Source organism: Kribbella sp. NPDC003505 (assembly GCF_040610875.1).
Classification (GTDB): domain Bacteria; phylum Actinomycetota; class Actinomycetes; order Propionibacteriales; family Kribbellaceae; genus Kribbella.
The window spans coordinates 505,999-520,405 of the sequence record NZ_JBEXNA010000005.1; the positions used below are offsets into that span (position 1 = coordinate 505,999).

At 67.5% G+C, this 14,407-nt stretch carries 16 protein-coding genes; 7 read left to right on the forward strand and 9 right to left on the reverse strand.

Annotation, left to right across the window (positions count from 1 at the left end):
* From ABZX12_RS20420 to ABZX12_RS20445, 6 genes are all read right to left on the reverse strand, one after another.
* Positions 1 to 1,218 (reverse strand): bifunctional glycosyltransferase family 2/GtrA family protein, encoded by a 1,218-nt coding sequence (locus ABZX12_RS20420; protein WP_355695174.1) that lies wholly within the window; start codon positions 1,216 to 1,218, stop codon positions 1 to 3.
* Positions 1,219 to 1,281: 63 nt separating this feature from the next.
* The gene (locus ABZX12_RS20425) at positions 1,282 to 1,674 is read right to left on the reverse strand and encodes a hypothetical protein (protein WP_355695176.1); all 393 of its coding nucleotides are present in this window, start codon (positions 1,672 to 1,674) and stop codon (positions 1,282 to 1,284) included.
* 1 nt (position 1,675) lies between these two features.
* Complete coding sequence (locus ABZX12_RS20430; protein WP_355695178.1) at positions 1,676 to 2,032, reverse strand: hypothetical protein; 357 nt, start codon at positions 2,030 to 2,032, stop codon at positions 1,676 to 1,678.
* Positions 2,033 to 2,035: 3 nt separating this feature from the next.
* On the reverse strand, positions 2,036 to 3,472 hold the full coding sequence (purB, locus tag ABZX12_RS20435) for an adenylosuccinate lyase (RefSeq protein WP_355695180.1): 1,437 nt from the start codon (positions 3,470 to 3,472) through the stop codon (positions 2,036 to 2,038).
* 15 nt (positions 3,473 to 3,487) lie between these two features.
* Positions 3,488 to 4,099 carry a hypothetical protein gene (locus tag ABZX12_RS20440; RefSeq protein WP_355695182.1) on the reverse strand — a complete coding sequence of 204 codons (612 nt, stop codon included), beginning with the start codon at positions 4,097 to 4,099 and terminating at the stop codon, positions 3,488 to 3,490.
* Positions 4,092 to 4,580 (reverse strand): SigE family RNA polymerase sigma factor, encoded by a 489-nt coding sequence (locus tag ABZX12_RS20445; protein WP_355695183.1) that lies wholly within the window; start codon positions 4,578 to 4,580, stop codon positions 4,092 to 4,094. Before ABZX12_RS20445 ends, ABZX12_RS20440 begins: the two co-directional genes overlap by 8 nt.
* 72 nt (positions 4,581 to 4,652) lie before the next feature.
* On the opposite strand from ABZX12_RS20445, the gene ABZX12_RS20450 reads away from it, so the two are divergent.
* Together ABZX12_RS20450 and ABZX12_RS20455 are read left to right on the forward strand one after the other, a co-directional pair.
* Complete coding sequence (locus ABZX12_RS20450; protein ID WP_355695185.1) at positions 4,653 to 5,171, forward strand: TIGR04222 domain-containing membrane protein; 519 nt, start codon at positions 4,653 to 4,655, stop codon at positions 5,169 to 5,171.
* A gap of 174 nt (positions 5,172 to 5,345) precedes the next feature.
* Positions 5,346 to 5,930, forward strand: coding sequence for a hypothetical protein (locus ABZX12_RS20455; protein ID WP_355695187.1), 585 nt, complete (start codon positions 5,346 to 5,348; stop codon positions 5,928 to 5,930).
* 58 nt (positions 5,931 to 5,988) lie between these two features.
* Here ABZX12_RS20455 and purD read toward each other — a convergent pair whose 3' ends face one another.
* A complete protein-coding gene (gene purD, locus ABZX12_RS20460; RefSeq protein WP_355695189.1) occupies positions 5,989 to 7,266 on the reverse strand; it encodes a phosphoribosylamine--glycine ligase in 1,278 nt (425 codons plus the stop codon).
* A gap of 184 nt (positions 7,267 to 7,450) precedes the next feature.
* Between purD and ABZX12_RS20465 the strand changes: the two genes are divergently transcribed.
* The 5 genes from ABZX12_RS20465 (at position 7,451) to ABZX12_RS20485 (ending at position 12,133) form a co-directional block, all read left to right on the forward strand.
* Positions 7,451 to 8,299: a sugar ABC transporter permease gene (locus ABZX12_RS20465; protein WP_355695190.1), complete on the forward strand. Its 849-nt coding sequence runs from the start codon at positions 7,451 to 7,453 to the stop codon at positions 8,297 to 8,299.
* Positions 8,296 to 9,138, forward strand: coding sequence for a carbohydrate ABC transporter permease (locus ABZX12_RS20470; RefSeq protein ID WP_355695192.1), 843 nt, complete (start codon positions 8,296 to 8,298; stop codon positions 9,136 to 9,138). Before ABZX12_RS20465 ends, ABZX12_RS20470 begins: the two co-directional genes overlap by 4 nt.
* Before the next feature lie 15 nt (positions 9,139 to 9,153).
* Positions 9,154 to 10,557, forward strand: coding sequence for an ABC transporter substrate-binding protein (locus ABZX12_RS20475; RefSeq protein ID WP_355695194.1), 1,404 nt, complete (start codon positions 9,154 to 9,156; stop codon positions 10,555 to 10,557).
* Positions 10,558 to 10,998: 441 nt separating this feature from the next.
* Positions 10,999 to 11,688 carry a dihydrofolate reductase family protein gene (locus ABZX12_RS20480; protein ID WP_355695195.1) on the forward strand — a complete coding sequence of 230 codons (690 nt, stop codon included), beginning with the start codon at positions 10,999 to 11,001 and terminating at the stop codon, positions 11,686 to 11,688.
* On the forward strand, positions 11,681 to 12,133 hold the full coding sequence (locus ABZX12_RS20485; RefSeq protein WP_355695197.1) for a deaminase: 453 nt from the start codon (positions 11,681 to 11,683) through the stop codon (positions 12,131 to 12,133). Before ABZX12_RS20480 ends, ABZX12_RS20485 begins: the two co-directional genes overlap by 8 nt.
* 9 nt (positions 12,134 to 12,142) lie before the next feature.
* On the opposite strand, the gene ABZX12_RS20490 is transcribed toward ABZX12_RS20485, so the two are convergent.
* Together ABZX12_RS20490 and ABZX12_RS20495 are read right to left on the reverse strand one after the other, a co-directional pair.
* Complete coding sequence (locus ABZX12_RS20490) at positions 12,143 to 12,850, reverse strand: creatininase family protein (protein ID WP_355695199.1); 708 nt, start codon at positions 12,848 to 12,850, stop codon at positions 12,143 to 12,145.
* A gap of 40 nt (positions 12,851 to 12,890) precedes the next feature.
* Positions 12,891 to 14,246, reverse strand: a complete 1,356-nt coding sequence (locus ABZX12_RS20495) for a helix-turn-helix transcriptional regulator (RefSeq protein ID WP_355695200.1) — start codon at positions 14,244 to 14,246, stop codon at positions 12,891 to 12,893.
* Positions 14,247 to 14,407: the final 161 nt, after the last annotated feature.

Below are 14,407 nucleotides of genomic sequence, written 5' to 3' on the forward strand. Positions count from 1 at the left end.
TCAGTTGCTCCGGGTGTTCTCGAGAACCGGCGGTTCGAAAGTGGGCAAGGTAGGCGCGTCGTCGTCGAACACCCACGTCTGGAAGAGACTGAACCGGACCACGGTGGCTGCCAGGTTCGCGATGGTCAGGACGGTGATCTCCACCGCCTGGTGCGGCGCCGAGACCGCCGTGTGCAACAGCCACAGCGACGCGGCGGTCAGGCTCCAGCCGATGCCGAAGGTGACCAGGCCGCGCAGCTGATGCCGCCAGCGGCCTTCCACCCCACGCACCCCGAACGTGATCCGCCGGTTGAGCGTGGTGTTGCCGACCGCGGTGATGAGCAGCGCCAGCAGGTTCGCGACCTGGGCCGGCATCCCCTGGCGCAGCATCAGATAGAGCAGCGCGTACGCCGCTGTGCTCAGCACGCCGACCGCGCAGAACCGCAGTACCCGCGCGGCCATCGCCGTCCGCGGATCGAGGATCCGGGGCCGCCCGTACTGCTGCCGGATCGGCTCCAGGTCGACGCGACTGCGCATCAGTCTGGCGATCCCCCGCAGATCCTCGTCGACCGTCTTCGCGATCGCGACCCGGGAGTCCAGGTCGTCCACCCAGTCCACCGGGACCTCGTGGATCCGCAGGCCGGCCTTCTCGGCCAGCACCAGCAGCTCGGTGTCGAAGAACCAGCTGGTGTCCTGCACGAGCGGCAGCAGCTCCTGTGCCACGTCGGCCCGGATCGCCTTGAACCCGCACTGCGCGTCCGAGAAGTGCGCGCTCAGCGTTGCCCGCAGCAACAGGTTGTACGAGCGCGAGATGAACTCCCGCTTCGGCCGCCGGACCACCCGGGAGCTCTTCGCCAGCCGGGTGCCGATGGCAACATCACTGTGCCCGGCGAGCAGCGGCGCGACCAGCGGCAGCAGCGCGTTCAGGTTGGTGGACAGGTCGACGTCCATGTAGGCGAGCACCTCGGCGGTACTCGCGGACCAGACCTGTTTCAGCGCCCGGCCGCGCCCGGACTGCTCGAGCCGGACCACCCGGACCCCGGGCAGCTCGGCGGCGAGCAGCGCGCCGATCTCATAGGTCGCGTCGGTACTTCCGTTGTCCGCGATGCAGACCTCGGCCGGAAACGGGAAAGCGGTGTCGAGGAACTCCCGCAACCGTCTGATGTTCGGTCCGAGGTCGTTCTCCTCGTTCTTGACGGGTACGACGATCTCGACCCGAGGGTGACCTGGAATCTGCATGCCACCGATGCTGTCCGGCCAAGCTGAGTCAGCCCCTGTGTGTGGCTGGCAGTTTGCTGGGAGCTACCGGGTTCGACGGAGCCAGAGCAGGCCGAGTACGGGCAGGAGCAGCGGGACGAAGCCGTAGCCCTGGCCGAAGTGCGACCACACGGTCGCGTCCGGGAAGTCGTCCGGTACGGCGTAGCTGAACGCGCCGATCGCGAGCACACCGATCAGCTCGGTCGCGATCGCGGCCGTGGCGACCTTGCGGGACACCGTCGTCGCCTTCGCCAGCGCGAAGGTCGCGGCGCAATAGATGATCGCGGCGACGGCCGACAGCAGGTACGCGATCGGCGCCTCGTCGAACTTGGTCGCGATCTGTACGCCGGCGCGCGCGGTCGCGGCCAGCGCGAACACGCCGTATACCGCGATCAGGATCCTTCCCGGCCCGTGCTTCGTCGCCGCCGGATCCGTCACCTCAGACCGCCCACAGATCGTGCAGCCGCAGCTCGAGGATCGGGATCACCAGACAGGCGATCGCCAGCGCCCCGGCACCCCACCGGCTGCTCTCGGCCAGCGCCCAAAACGCCCCGATCGGCAGGATCAGCAGCGACCCGATCAGGTACCCGACGAAGAACGGCCCGGACACGTCCCGGTCCGTGCCGCTGAGCTGCACGATCCCGACGACCAGCTGCGCGACCAGCAGGACCTCGACCACGCCGAGCACGCCCAGCACGGTCCAGTCGATCCGCTTGTTCCGCGCGGCCAGTACGAGGGCGTACACCATCGCAGCGAGCGACAACCCGACGAGAGCCCAGGTGAGCGGTGCGAACACAGGTCAGAGGATGTCACCCGGGGTGTAGGCGGCTGCCTCCGGGTAGCGCTTGGCGAGCTCGTCGATCTTGGCGACGACCGCGCCGACCTGTGCAACGGCCGCGCCGGTGAAGGACAGCGGCTCGCCGACGATGCCGACGATCTGCTCCTCGGTGAGACCGAGGCGCCCGTCGGCGCCGAGGCGGTGGAACAGGTCGTTCGCGGCCAGGCCCTTGCGCAGGTCCAGCGCGGTGGCGACCGCGTGCTCCTTGATCACCTCATGGGCAGTCTCCCGGCCGACGCCGTTCTTCACCGCGGCCATCAGCACCTTGGTCGTGGTCAGGAACGGCAGGTACCGCTCGAGCTCACGGCTGATGACGGCCGGGTACACCCCGAACTCGTCGAGCACGGTCAGGAACGTCTCGAACAACCCGTCCAGCGCGAAGAACGCGTCCGGCAGCGCGACCCGCCGGACGACGGAGCAGAAGACGTCGCCCTCGTTCCACTGGTTGCCGGCCAGCTCGCCGGCCATCGACGCGTAGCCGCGCAGGATCACCGCGAGGCCGTTCACCCGCTCGCAGGACCGGGTGTTCATCTTGTGCGGCATCGCCGAGGAGCCGACCTGGCCCTCCTTGAAGCCCTCGGTGACCAGCTCGTGCCCGGCCATCAGCCGGATCGTGGTCGCCAGGCTCGACGGCCCCGCGGCCAGCTGGACCAGCGCCGACACGACCTCGTAGTCGAGCGACCGCGGATACACCTGGCCGACGCTCGTCAGCGTGTGGCTGAACCCGAGGTGCTGGGCGATGTCCTGCTCCAGCTCCTCCAGCTTGGCGGGGTCCCCGCCGAACAGGTCCAGCATGTCCTGCGACGTACCCACCGGGCCCTTGACGCCGCGCAGCGGATACCGCTCGATCAGCTCCTCGATCCGCGCGATCGCGACCAGCAGCTCGTCGGCAGCCGACGCGAACCGCTTGCCCAGCGTCGTCGCCTGCGCGGCCACGTTGTGCGAACGCCCGGTCATCACCAGCGCCGCGTGGTCGGCGGCCAGCTGCCCCAGCCGTACGGCGGTCGCCACCGCGCGGTCCCGGACCAGCTCCAGGCCGGCGCGGATCTGGAGCTGCTCCACGTTCTCGGTCAGGTCACGACTCGTCATCCCCTTGTGGATGTGTTCGTGCCCGGCGAGGGCGCTGAACTCCTCGATGCGTGCCTTCACGTCGTGCCGCGTGACCCGCTCGCGGTCCGCGATCGACGCCAGGTCGACCTGGTCGATCACCCGCTCGTAGTCCTCGACGACCCCGTCCGGCACCGTCACCCCGAGCCGGCTCTGGGCCTTCAGGACGGCGACCCAGAGCTTCCGCTCGAGCACGATCTTGTGCTCCGGCGACCACAGCTCCGCCATCGACGGACTGGCGTAGCGCGCGGCGAGAACGTTCGGGATCCGGGGTTTGGTCACGAACCCCATTCTCCCAGATGAGCTCTAGCTGACGGTCACCAGACCGCAGAGCAACGCACCGGACAGCGTGCAGACTCGGTACGAACCGGCGGGCAGGTTCTTCGGCATGGCCAGCGTGAACGGGCCGGGACCGCTGTACGACGGCATGGCGATGCCCATCTCGCCGCCCATCCGGATCGCGTACGGCGTGGTGGCGTCGCCCGGGATCTTCGCGACCAGCGTGTACAGCGCGACGTCCGGCTTGGACGCCGAGGACAGCGAGAACGTCGCCGCGCGGACCTGCTGGTCCGGGAACGTGGCGACGAACTGGCCGCCGGCGACCGCGACCGTGGACTTCAGCCCGAGCGCGCCCGCCTTCGGGGACGGCTGGGTGGACGGGATCGTCTCGACCTTGGGCGGGACGACGGCGTTCGTCGGCACCGGGCTCTCGGCCACCGGCACGTTGTTCGCCGCCGGACGGAGCGTGGGGACGATCGCGACGGCGCCGACCACGGCTGCCGCGCCGATCACGGTCAGACCGGCGGTCCGGCGACGCTTGCGCGTCCGGGCCGTGGTCAGGACGGAGTCGAAGTCTCCGGTCGACTCGGCGGCGCGGCGGTCGGCCAGCGCCTGCAGGTCCTCCTGCAGATCAGGCATGGTCGTCACTCCTCAACAGCAATGAATCGGACAGGGTGTCCCGGGCGCGGGACAGGCGCGACTTCACCGTGCCTTCCGCGATCCCGAGGGCGTCGGCCACCTGAGCCACGCTCAGGTCACAGACGTAATGGAGGACGACGACCTGCCGGGTCGGCATCGGCAGGCCGGCGAGAGCCTGCTCGAGATCACCGGAATACCGGTCGGCGGGGTCCGGGACGTGCTCGGCCGGCAGCCGGTGGAACAGCTGCGTGAACCGGTTGCCGTCCCGGTGCCGGTTGGCGGCCAGCCGCACCGCGACCAGTCGCACCCAGGCTTCCGGAGCCTCGTACCGCGACACCTTCTCCCAGCGGGGCACGAGCCGGACGAACGCCTCCTGGACGATGTCCTCGGCCTCGGCACGTGACCCGGTCAGCAGCGAGATCACGCCCACCAGCCGCGGCTGATGGGCGCTGTAGAACTCCCGCAGCCCCTCCGTCTCCATACCCACCTACACCCCCGAGCCGCCGATCCGGTTCCCTGAATCCGTGACCCTATCCAAAGTCACTCTGAGTACATGACCCAGTTGACCACGTACGAGGCCGCTTGGCTGCTCGGCGGCGCACAACGGACAGCGCTGGTCGTTCTCGTCGCACTCGCCACCGACGGCCGTCTGGAGGTCGCGTACAAGCGGCAGCGGATCAAGATCCTCCGCACCGAGGCGACGTACCCGCTCGAAGCAGCGGCGCTTGCGCTGGTCCCGGCCAGTGGGCTCGGCGTCGCGGACTTCCTCGCCCGGGTCGCCGCAACGGAGGCGGTGGCGGACCTGAGGGCGGCGATCCGCGCGAAGGGCCAACTCCGGATCCTCCGCCGGTTCAGCCCGACGTACCGCGAGCTGATCGCCGATCCAGGCACCGGCGTACGGCGGGTCGCGGTGCTCGGCGTACCGGGGATCGAGGACGAGCGGTTGCGGGACATGCTGGCGAATCCGTTGCCGGCGATGCCGAAGATCGATCCGTTCAGCTCGGTGCGCGACAACACCGAGGACGGCACGATCGGCCCCTCGGAGGGGACCTGGACCGGTGGGGATCCGTAGCGGGGGTCTGGTCCTGTCCGGTGATCCGGACAGGGCCCGGTGGGATCGGGTCCATGGACCTGGCGATCAGGGCCGTTCGGTGCCTGTTCGGGGTGGGGTGCGCGGGCGAACACTCGGAGTGCAGATCAATCACACTCCGCGGCCCCGAGGACCGCGGCCCGAAAGGAACCCGCCATGCGCCGCAAGACTTTCGACGCGCTGCTCACCTCAGCCGGACTCGTCCTCGCCATCGTGCTGGGCGCTGCCGGCGGACTGTTGCTGTGGGCACACAACTTCGTCGACGACCAGGTCCACAGCCAGCTCGCCGCCCAGCAGATCTACTTCCCGAAGGCCGGCAGCGAGTCGCTCGAGGACCCGGCCGTCAAGCCGTACCTGTCCAAGTACGCCGGTCAGCAACTGGTGAACGGCGCCCAGGCTGAGGCCTACGCCAACCACTACATCAAGGTCCACATCAACGAGATGGCCGGCGGCAAGACCTACGCGCAGCTGTCCGAGGAGTCGCGGGCCAACCCGAACGACGAGAAGCTGGCCGGCCAGGTGCAGACCGCCTTCCGCGGCGAGACCCTGCGCGGCCTCCTGCTGAACGCCTACGCCTTCTGGAAGATGGGCCAGATCGCTCTGATCGCCGCGATCGCCGCCTTCGCCGCGGCCGGCATCCTGCTGATCCTGTCGATCCTCGGGTACGCCCACCTGCGGACTGTTCCCGCCGACGCCGAGGTTCTGCCGAAGCTGGCCGGCCCGACGCCGCACACCGCCTGACCACGACGGACAGAGCCGCCGGCCGCGCCTGGGCCGGCGGCTCTGTCGCGTCCGGACCTCAGACGGTGATCTCGCCGCGCTCGGCTTTCAGCGCGATGTCGGTGCGGTACTGGGAGCCCTTGATCCGGATCTGACCGACCGCGGCGTATGCACGCTGCCGGGCCTCGGCGAGATCCTTGCCGACGGCGCTGACCGCGAGCACCCGCCCGCCGGCCGTCACCAGCTCGTCGTCCGCGAGCGCCGTCCCCGCGTGGAAGACGCGGACCGTGTCGCTCTCGGCCTGCTCGATCCCCGTGATGACGTCACCGTTGCGCGGGCTCGACGGGTACTTCTTCGCGGCGACCACCACCGTGACCGCGGACGCGTTCCGCCAGCTCAGCTCACCGTGATCGGCGAGCTTCCCGGTGGCCGCGGCGTACAGCAGACCGCCGAGCGGGGTCTTCAGCATCGGCAGCAGCGCCTGCGTCTCCGGGTCTCCGAAGCGGCAGTTGAACTCGATCACCCGGACACCGCGGGACGTCAGCGCGAGCCCGGCGTACATCAGGCCGCTGAACGGCGTACCGCGGTGGCGGAGCTCGTCGACGGTCGGCTGTAGCACCTTCTCGGTGATGTCGGCGACCAGATCCTCCGGCGCCCACGGCAGCGGCGTGTAGGCGCCCATGCCGCCGGTGTTCGGGCCCTCGTCGTTGTCGCCGAGGCGCTTGAAGTCCTGCGCCGGCTGCATCGGCAGCACGGTCGTACCGTCGGTGATCGCGAACAGCGACACCTCCGGGCCGTCCAGGAACTCCTCGATCAGCACCTGGTCGCACTCGGCCGCGTGCGCGAGCGCCGCCTCGCGGTCCGACGTGACCACCACGCCCTTGCCCGCGGCGAGCCCGTCGTCCTTCACGACGTACGGCGGGCCGAACGCGTCGATCGCCGTCGCCGCCTCCTCGGCCGTCGTGCAGACGTACGCCCGGCCGGTCGGCACGCCCGCGGCGGCCATCACGTCCTTCGCGAACGCCTTCGAGCCCTCCAGCTGCGCGGCCTCGCGGGACGGGCCGAAGACCGCGATCCCGGCCTCCCGGAGCGGGTCGGCCAGGCCGGCTACCAGCGGCGCCTCCGGGCCGACGACCGCCAAGTCGACGTGCAGCTCCCGCGCCAGCGCGACAACCGCGTCGTGGTCGGAAATGTCCACCGGACGGCAAACGATCGTTTGCCCTTCGTACGCCGGGCGCAACGCGGCGATGCCAGGGTTGCCCGGGGCCGCCACCACCTGCTCGACCTCGGAATCCTGGGCCAGCGCCCAGGCCAGTGCATGCTCGCGGCCACCCGAGCCGATCACCAAGACCTTCACGGGCGCTCAGCCTAGCGTGCCCTCGCGGTAAAGGCCCCCGGCGGTGTAAGACTGCGCTCTTACTGGAGGTAAAGGATTGACTACAACAAGCTTGCCGGTGGGTGCTCGCCGCCCTCCGACCCCGGCTCCGCCGGGTCCGTCCACACCAGGACGAGCCGCCCGAGCGTCCCTGCTGTCCTGGCTGATGCTCGTGCCCTGCCTGGTCGTGTTCGCGCTGTTCATCATCTGGCCGCTCGGCAAGTCCGTGTCGCTGTCGCTGCACGGCTCCGACCTGTTCGGCCGGCCGGACGCGTACGTCGGGCTGCAGCACTACAAGGACCTGCTCGGGTCCGCCGAGTTCCGGCACATCCTCTGGGTGACGTTCGCCTTCGTGCTGCTGACTGTCGTCCCGGGTGTCCTCGGCGCGCTGGTCGTCGTCCTGCTGCTCGAGCAGCACATCAAAGGCATCCGGATCTTCCGGACCGCGTTCGCGCTCCCGTTCGCGTTCTCGGTCGCCAGCGCGTCGGTCATCTTCGCGACCATCTACAACCCGGCGATCGGGCTCGCCAACGGCCTGCTCGGCCGGTTCGGCGTCGACCGGATCGGCTGGCTGACCGACCCCTCGTGGGCGCTGATCAGCGTCGCGATCACCACCGTGTGGATGAGCGTCGGGTACAACGTGCTCGTCCTGTCCGCCGGCATCGGCGCGATCCCGACCGAGATCAACGAGGCCGCCACACTCGACGGCGCCGGCGGCTTCCGCGCGGCGCGGTACATCACGATCCCGCTGCTCGGCCCGCAGCTGTTCTTCCTGGTCGTGATCTCCACGATCCAGTCCCTGCAGGGCTTCGGGCAGATCAAGATCCTGACGCCCGAGGGCGGCCCGGAGCAGTCGACGAAGACGCTCGTCTACTCGATCTACCACACCGCGTTCGCGAACAACGCCAGCGACTTCGGCGCCGCGTCCGCGCAGGCGATCGTGCTGCTGGTGATCCTGCTCGCCTGCACGGCGATCCAGTTCGGCGTCCTGGAGAGGCGGGTGCACTACAAGTGAGGCCGGGTCGTGTCGTCACCTACGTGGTCCTGATCGGGGCCGCACTGCTGGTGATCTTCCCCGTGTACTACGTGATCGCCGGGTCGGTGATGGCGCCCGGGCAGATCTCGTCGTACCCGCCGGACCTGTTCCCGCACGGGATCTTCACCGGCAACTACCGGGGCGCGACGTCGTCGGGGACGCCGATCGGGCAGCAGTACGTGAACTCGATCCTGCAGACCTCGATCATCACGCTCGCGCAGCTGATCACCAGCGTGCTCGCGGCGTACGCGTTCGTCTTCATGAAGATGTGGGGACGCAGCGTCCTGTTCGGGCTCTTCCTGGCCACGCTGATGGTGCCGTGGGAGTCGATCGTGCTGCCGAACTACCTGACCATCACCGGCTGGTCGATCGGCGGCGAGCGGCTGACCGCGTCGTACGCCGGGACGATGATCGCGCTGGTGCTGCCGTTCCTGGCGAACGCGTTCGGGGTGTTCCTGCTCCGGCAGTCGTTCCTGCAGTTCCCCGCCGAGCTGCGCGACGCGGCCACCATCGACGGCTGCGGGCACTGGCGGTTCCTGCGGCGGATCCTGCTGCCGCTGAACAAGCCCGCGCTGATGGCGGTCGGGCTGTACGTGTTCCTGTCCGCGTGGAACCAGTTCTTCTGGCCGTTGCTGATCGGCGACTCGGCGTCCCGCCGTACCTTGCAGATCGGCATCAGCCAGCTCAACGACGCGGAGGCCGCCGACCCGGGACTCATCCTGGCCGGCGTCACGCTGTCCATCCTGCCCACGCTGGCCATCGTGGTCTTCGGCCAGCGCTTCATCGTCCGCGGGCTGACCGCGGGTGCGATTCGCTGAGAAAGGTTGGTGCTGATGAGATCCGTCCGACGTACGGCGGGTGCCGCGTCCCTACTGGCGGTGCTGGCTCTGGTCGCCGCCGGTTGCGGTGGCAACTCCTCGAATGACGACTCCGGCAGCGGGGCGCTGGACGCGCCGGACGCGAGCGCGCTCGACAAGGCGAGCGGGGTCACGAAAGTCACCTTCTGGCACGGCATGAAGGGCGCGAACGGCGCCGCCGTCGACAAGCTGGTGAAGGCGTTCAACGCCGCGAACTCCGGGAAGATCGAGGTCACCGCGGTCTACCAGGGTGATTACGACGACACGATCACGAAGTACAAGACCTCGGTGCAGCAGGGGAACACGCCGTCGGTCGTGCAGATCTACGACATCGGGTCGCGGTTCATGATCGACTCCAAGCAGACCGTGCCGGTGCAGAAGTTCGCCGACAAGGACGGCTACACGCTGGACTCGATCGAGCCGAACATCGCGAACTACTACTCCATCGACGGCAAGTTGAACTCGATGCCGTTCAACACGTCGATGCCGTTGCTGTACATCAACAAGGAAGCCTTCGTGAAGGCCGGCCTCGACCCGAACAAGCCGCCGGCGAATCTCGACGAGATCATGGCGGCCGCGAAGAAGCTGACGATCAAGCAGGGCGGGAAGACCGTCCAGTACGGCTTCAACGCGGCGATCTACGGATGGTTCATGGAGCAGCTGATCGCCCAGTCCGGGACGACGTACTGCGACAACGACAACGGCCGCAAGGACCTCGCGACCAAGGTGAACTTCGCCGACGAGCAGGGCGTCAAGGTCGCGACCTGGTACCAGGAGATGGTCAAGCAGGGCCTGATGCCGAACACCGGCAAGAAGACCGACGACGCCCAGGCCGTCTTCAAGTCCGGTACGTCGGCGATGCACCTGGAGTCGACCGGATCACTGCGCGGCTATCTGGACGCGGCGAAGGGCAAGTTCACCGTGATGACCGCGCCGTTCCCGCACCTCACCGCCTCGGACACCGGCGGCCCGATCATCGGCGGCGCCTCGCTGTGGATCGACGGTCCCGGCCACGCCGACGCCGAGAAGCGCGCCTCGTGGGAGTTCGTGAAGTTCGCGTCGTCCCCCGCCCAGCAGGCGGCCTGGCACACCGGCACCGGTTACTTCCCGATCAACAAGAAGGCCCTCGACGAGCCCGAGGACAAGGCCTGGGTGGCGCAGTACCCGCAGTTCACCACCGCGATCACCCAACTCCACAACACCAAGCCCACCAACGCCTCCTCCGGCTGCATCCTCGGCGTCATGCCCCAGGCCCGCAAAGCAGCCGAAGACGGCCTGGAAAAAGCCGTCCTGGGCACCGACCCGGCCACCGCCATGAAGGCCGCCGCCGACTCCATCAAGCCCCAGATCGACCAGTACAACAAGACAGTCAAGAAGTAGCTTCCACAACCACAGCCGCCCGGAGCCAGCAATCTTCGGGCGGCTGTTGTTCGCCCACGCGTGCTACGCAGGCGCTCACCTCGTCGCTACGCTCCTCACCGCGCCCGCTCCGCACGCTCCCACCCACCCCCCGCTTGGCGCGGTACATCTGTTTCCGGCTGACGCCGGGGACTGTCGGCTGCCGCCGACGAGTTGCGAGCTGACGCTCGCGTGCGACTGACTGCTAGAGCGGCGCTCGGCAACAAACGACGCCGACGCCTGCGACGTCTTCCGCCGCTGGGCTCGCCAGCACCGATCGTTCCTCGTCGGCCGACACCGCCGGATCAACCTTCGGGCTCGGCGCCCGCCACACCGTTGCACCTACCGACGAACTGCCGACTCAGGACACTAGAAGACGAAGCTCAGACACGGAGATGAAGCTGCCTACGGCAGGATGGCTATATGCCGAACCGACCGTACGTAGTTCTCTCCGTCGCTGCCTCGATCGACGGTTATATCGACGACAACAACCCCGAACGTCTGTACCTGTCGAATGAGGCCGACTTCGATCGCGTAGACGAGGTTAGGGCGGGCGTCGACGCCGTCCTGATCGGTGCGAACACCATCCGCCGAGATAACCCCAAGCTGCGGATCAAGTCGCAGGAGCGTCGCGACCGCCGGCTGGCCGCTGGTCTGCCTGAGCTGCCGTTCAAGGTGACGATCAGCAGCAAGGCCGATCTCGATCCCGAGTCGAATTTCTTCACAGCCGAGGACGTCGAGAAGCTGGTGTACGTCCCGACGTCAGCCGTGGACACTGCCCGTGATCGGCTCGGTGAGATAGCGACGATCGTCGGCGCCGGCGATCCTCTGGACCTCGAGGCAGTGCTCGCGGATCTCTCGAACCGCGGCGTGAGCCGTCTGATGGTCGAGGGTGGCGGCCACATTCATACCCTGTTCCTGACTGCTGAGCTGGTCGATGAGATCCACCTTGCCGTCGCACCATTCTTCGTCGGCGACTCCGCAGCCCCGCGGCTGGTCGTCGATGGCGAGTTCCCGCAAGACTTCCGCCATCGAATGCATCTAGCCGAGGTGCAGCAGATCGGCGACATCGCCCTACTGCGCTACCTCCTCAAGGAGGCGACCGGTGCCTGATACAGCTGTCCCCGACCGCCGTTGGCTCGAGGAGACGATCGAACTCTCAAAGAAGTGTCCGCCTTCGAAGACCGCCTTCTCGGTCGGAGCGATCATCGTCTCGGCCGATGGCGAGGTCATCGCGACTGGATACTCCCGCGAAGGTGATCCGCATGACCACGCCGAGGAGACCGCCCTCGCCAAGGTCGAAGGTGATTCGCGACTCGCCTCCAGCACGATCTACACCAGCCTGGAACCGTGTAGCAGGCGCTCGTCGCACCCGCTGACCTGCACTCAGCTGATCCTCGCTGCGGGGCTCCCTCGGGTGGTTCTTGCCTGGCGTGAGCCGAACATCTTCGTCGACTGCGAGGGCGCTGAGCTACTGCGCGCGGCAGGCTGCGAAGTCATCGAGATTCCCGACCTCGCTCCGGCCGTTCGAGCGGTCAACGCCCATCTTCTTGGATGACTCGGCCAACTAGTGGTCGAGGACCTTCAAGTGGTCGGCGAACAACGCTGTCAGGCTCTCTAGGACCGCCCGGCCCTTGGCCGGTGTTGCCAAGGACGGGCTACCGATGATGCCTGTCTCGGTGTAACCGCGGAGTCCAGTCACCAGCAGCTCCGGGCGGTCGCGAGCCTCATGATCCGCGGTGCGGTATGAATCGCGAACGAGGTCCGGATACGCGTGCAGCATGATCGAGGTCTCAATCTCGCCGCCATGCATGTCGCCACCCCACGTGCTCTCCAGGCCCGCGCTCGTACGGGCCGCAACCCAGTCGTCGCCTTGGGGGTACAACACCACTCGTGGCCCGGACACATTGGCTTCCTGGGTGACATTGGCAAGCACGTGGTTGCCACCGTGGCCGTTGACGATGACAAGGCGTTCGACGCCGCTCCGCGCCAAGGAAGTCCGGATGTCGTTGATCATCGTCATCACCGTCGACGCGCTGATACTGACCGTCCCGGCGAAGCCCTCATGCTCGTGCGAGCACGAGATCGTCATCGGCGGAAGGAGGCGGAGGTTGTATGTCTCGGCGATGCCCTTGGCGATCAGACAAGCGACGACTGTGTCAGTGATCAACGGCAAGTGATCGCCGTGCTGCTCAAAACTGCCGACGGGTAGAACGGCGATGGTCGCCTTGCGAGCGGCCTCGTCGGTGGAGGTGGCGGTGGTCAGCAGGTGCACGAGCATCTCCCTCTGTCTTGCGCGCGATCAGCAATGCTCATCACAGGGTGGCAAGTTGTCGCTGGAGCTGCTTCGCCTGGTCGCCGGCACCGATCGTGGTCAGAAGCCCTGGAACCCGGGCAAGCTGTCCGACGATGCGCTGGGACCGGGTATTGGCAGCGATCGACAACGATTGCTGAGCAACCGCGACAGCGTTGTCAGGCTCCTCGCTGATAGCGTATGCGACGGCTAAGCGCGACAGACACAGACCGAGGTCTCGGCGGAACTCAGGCTGCCACACCTTGAGTCCTTGGTGCAGCGTCTTTATCGCTTCCTTGGGCTTCTCAAGCTCCACCCAACAGTTGGCAGCTTCCATCTCGATATAGCTCGGTGTGCAGTACCGAGCGATGTCGTTCTCGTCCTCTACCGGCTGGTTAGCGAGCTCATAAGCCTGCTGCAGCATTCTGGCGCACCCCGTCGCGTCGCCGCTGATGGCGTGGGCTTGGGCTGCCTGACGGTAGGCCACCGCCCGGACCTGGGGTGAAAGGGCTGAGCCGTTCTGGAGTGCTTCCTTCGCAAACCCAAGCGCGAGTTTAGGTTTGTTTGCGTCGCTCGCGATGCTGCTCTTCCGCATCTGGATGTACGACGTCAGGTGTGAATCTTCAGCTTCCTGAGCGTAGTCCAGGGCGATGTTCGACCAGCGCATCGCCTCCCGGAGGTCGCCCGCGTCCTGGTTCGCCCAGCCGGCGAATTCGGCGAAGCGAGCTGCCACGTAGAGAAGCTGCGTCTGGCCCTGCCCCCGGCTCTTCCCGACCAAGTCCTCGATGAACTTGACCTGATGTGGCACGACTGGAACGAGCGAACGGGAACCGGCCAGATTGTCCGTCGCGGCGTACTGCTGCAGGGTCAACAGCAGGGAGTCAGAAACGCTCGGCCCGGCCGAAACGAGGTGTGCGGGTAGCCGCAGGTCCGAAGGCAAAGTTGCGCTGACGTTTGCCCGCAGAGGGCGCTTTGGAGTTCCGCTCGGCATGTCAAACCAAAGCACGTCGGCGGGGATGCCAAGGACCCGAGCGTAGTGCTCCAGCTTGTCCAGCTCCCGCACACGATTGCGGCCCGACTCCAGTCGACTCAGCTGGCTCTGAGTGATACCCAGCCAGTTGCTGAGGACTGTCTGCGGCAACGGTCTGTGCCCATGCGTCGGATGTGACCGGTAGGCGTAGAGCAGCGCTCCCATGTCTCGGCGTGAGGCGGCCTCATGAATCTCAGGCGATTGCCAGAACTCCGCGGGCATCTCCGGCGGCGCCGGGGCAGCGGCCTGGCGGACACGACGGCAGGGCGAACACAGCGACGCGGTGTTGTCCCGCGCCAGGACAGCGCCGCAACTGGCGCATCGCCGTGAGGCCATCTTGGCGGCCATCGGTCTCTCCCCGATCCCCGGTACTGAAGCACCGCCACCCCAGGATATCGGGCCGACACGAACAGTATGCGCGGCGCGCATAAAAGTCATGCGCGAAGAGCTTATACGGAGCGTGATCGCCTTCCTACGGTGATAACTCATCAGCCAGTTCGAGCAGGAAC

Bases quoted from the DNA above. Each gene is read 5' to 3' on its own strand.
- ABZX12_RS20445 (WP_355695183.1), bottom strand. From the start codon at position 4,580: ATGGAGACGGAGGGGCTGCGGGAGTTCTACAGCGCCCATCAGCCGCGG.
- ABZX12_RS20450 (WP_355695185.1), top strand. From the start codon at position 4,653: ATGACCCAGTTGACCACGTACGAGGCCGCTTGGCTGCTCGGCGGCGCA.
- ABZX12_RS20465 (WP_355695190.1), top strand. From the start codon at position 7,451: ATGCTCGTGCCCTGCCTGGTCGTGTTCGCGCTGTTCATCATCTGGCCG.
- ABZX12_RS20420 (WP_355695174.1), bottom strand. From the start codon at position 1,218: ATGCAGATTCCAGGTCACCCTCGGGTCGAGATCGTCGTACCCGTCAAG.
- purB (WP_355695180.1), bottom strand. From the start codon at position 3,472: ATGGGGTTCGTGACCAAACCCCGGATCCCGAACGTTCTCGCCGCGCGC.
- ABZX12_RS20475 (WP_355695194.1), top strand. From the start codon at position 9,154: ATGAGATCCGTCCGACGTACGGCGGGTGCCGCGTCCCTACTGGCGGTG.
- ABZX12_RS20480 (WP_355695195.1), top strand. From the start codon at position 10,999: ATGCCGAACCGACCGTACGTAGTTCTCTCCGTCGCTGCCTCGATCGAC.
- ABZX12_RS20455 (WP_355695187.1), top strand. From the start codon at position 5,346: ATGCGCCGCAAGACTTTCGACGCGCTGCTCACCTCAGCCGGACTCGTC.
- ABZX12_RS20440 (WP_355695182.1), bottom strand. From the start codon at position 4,099: ATGCCTGATCTGCAGGAGGACCTGCAGGCGCTGGCCGACCGCCGCGCC.
- ABZX12_RS20495 (WP_355695200.1), bottom strand. From the start codon at position 14,246: ATGGCCGCCAAGATGGCCTCACGGCGATGCGCCAGTTGCGGCGCTGTC.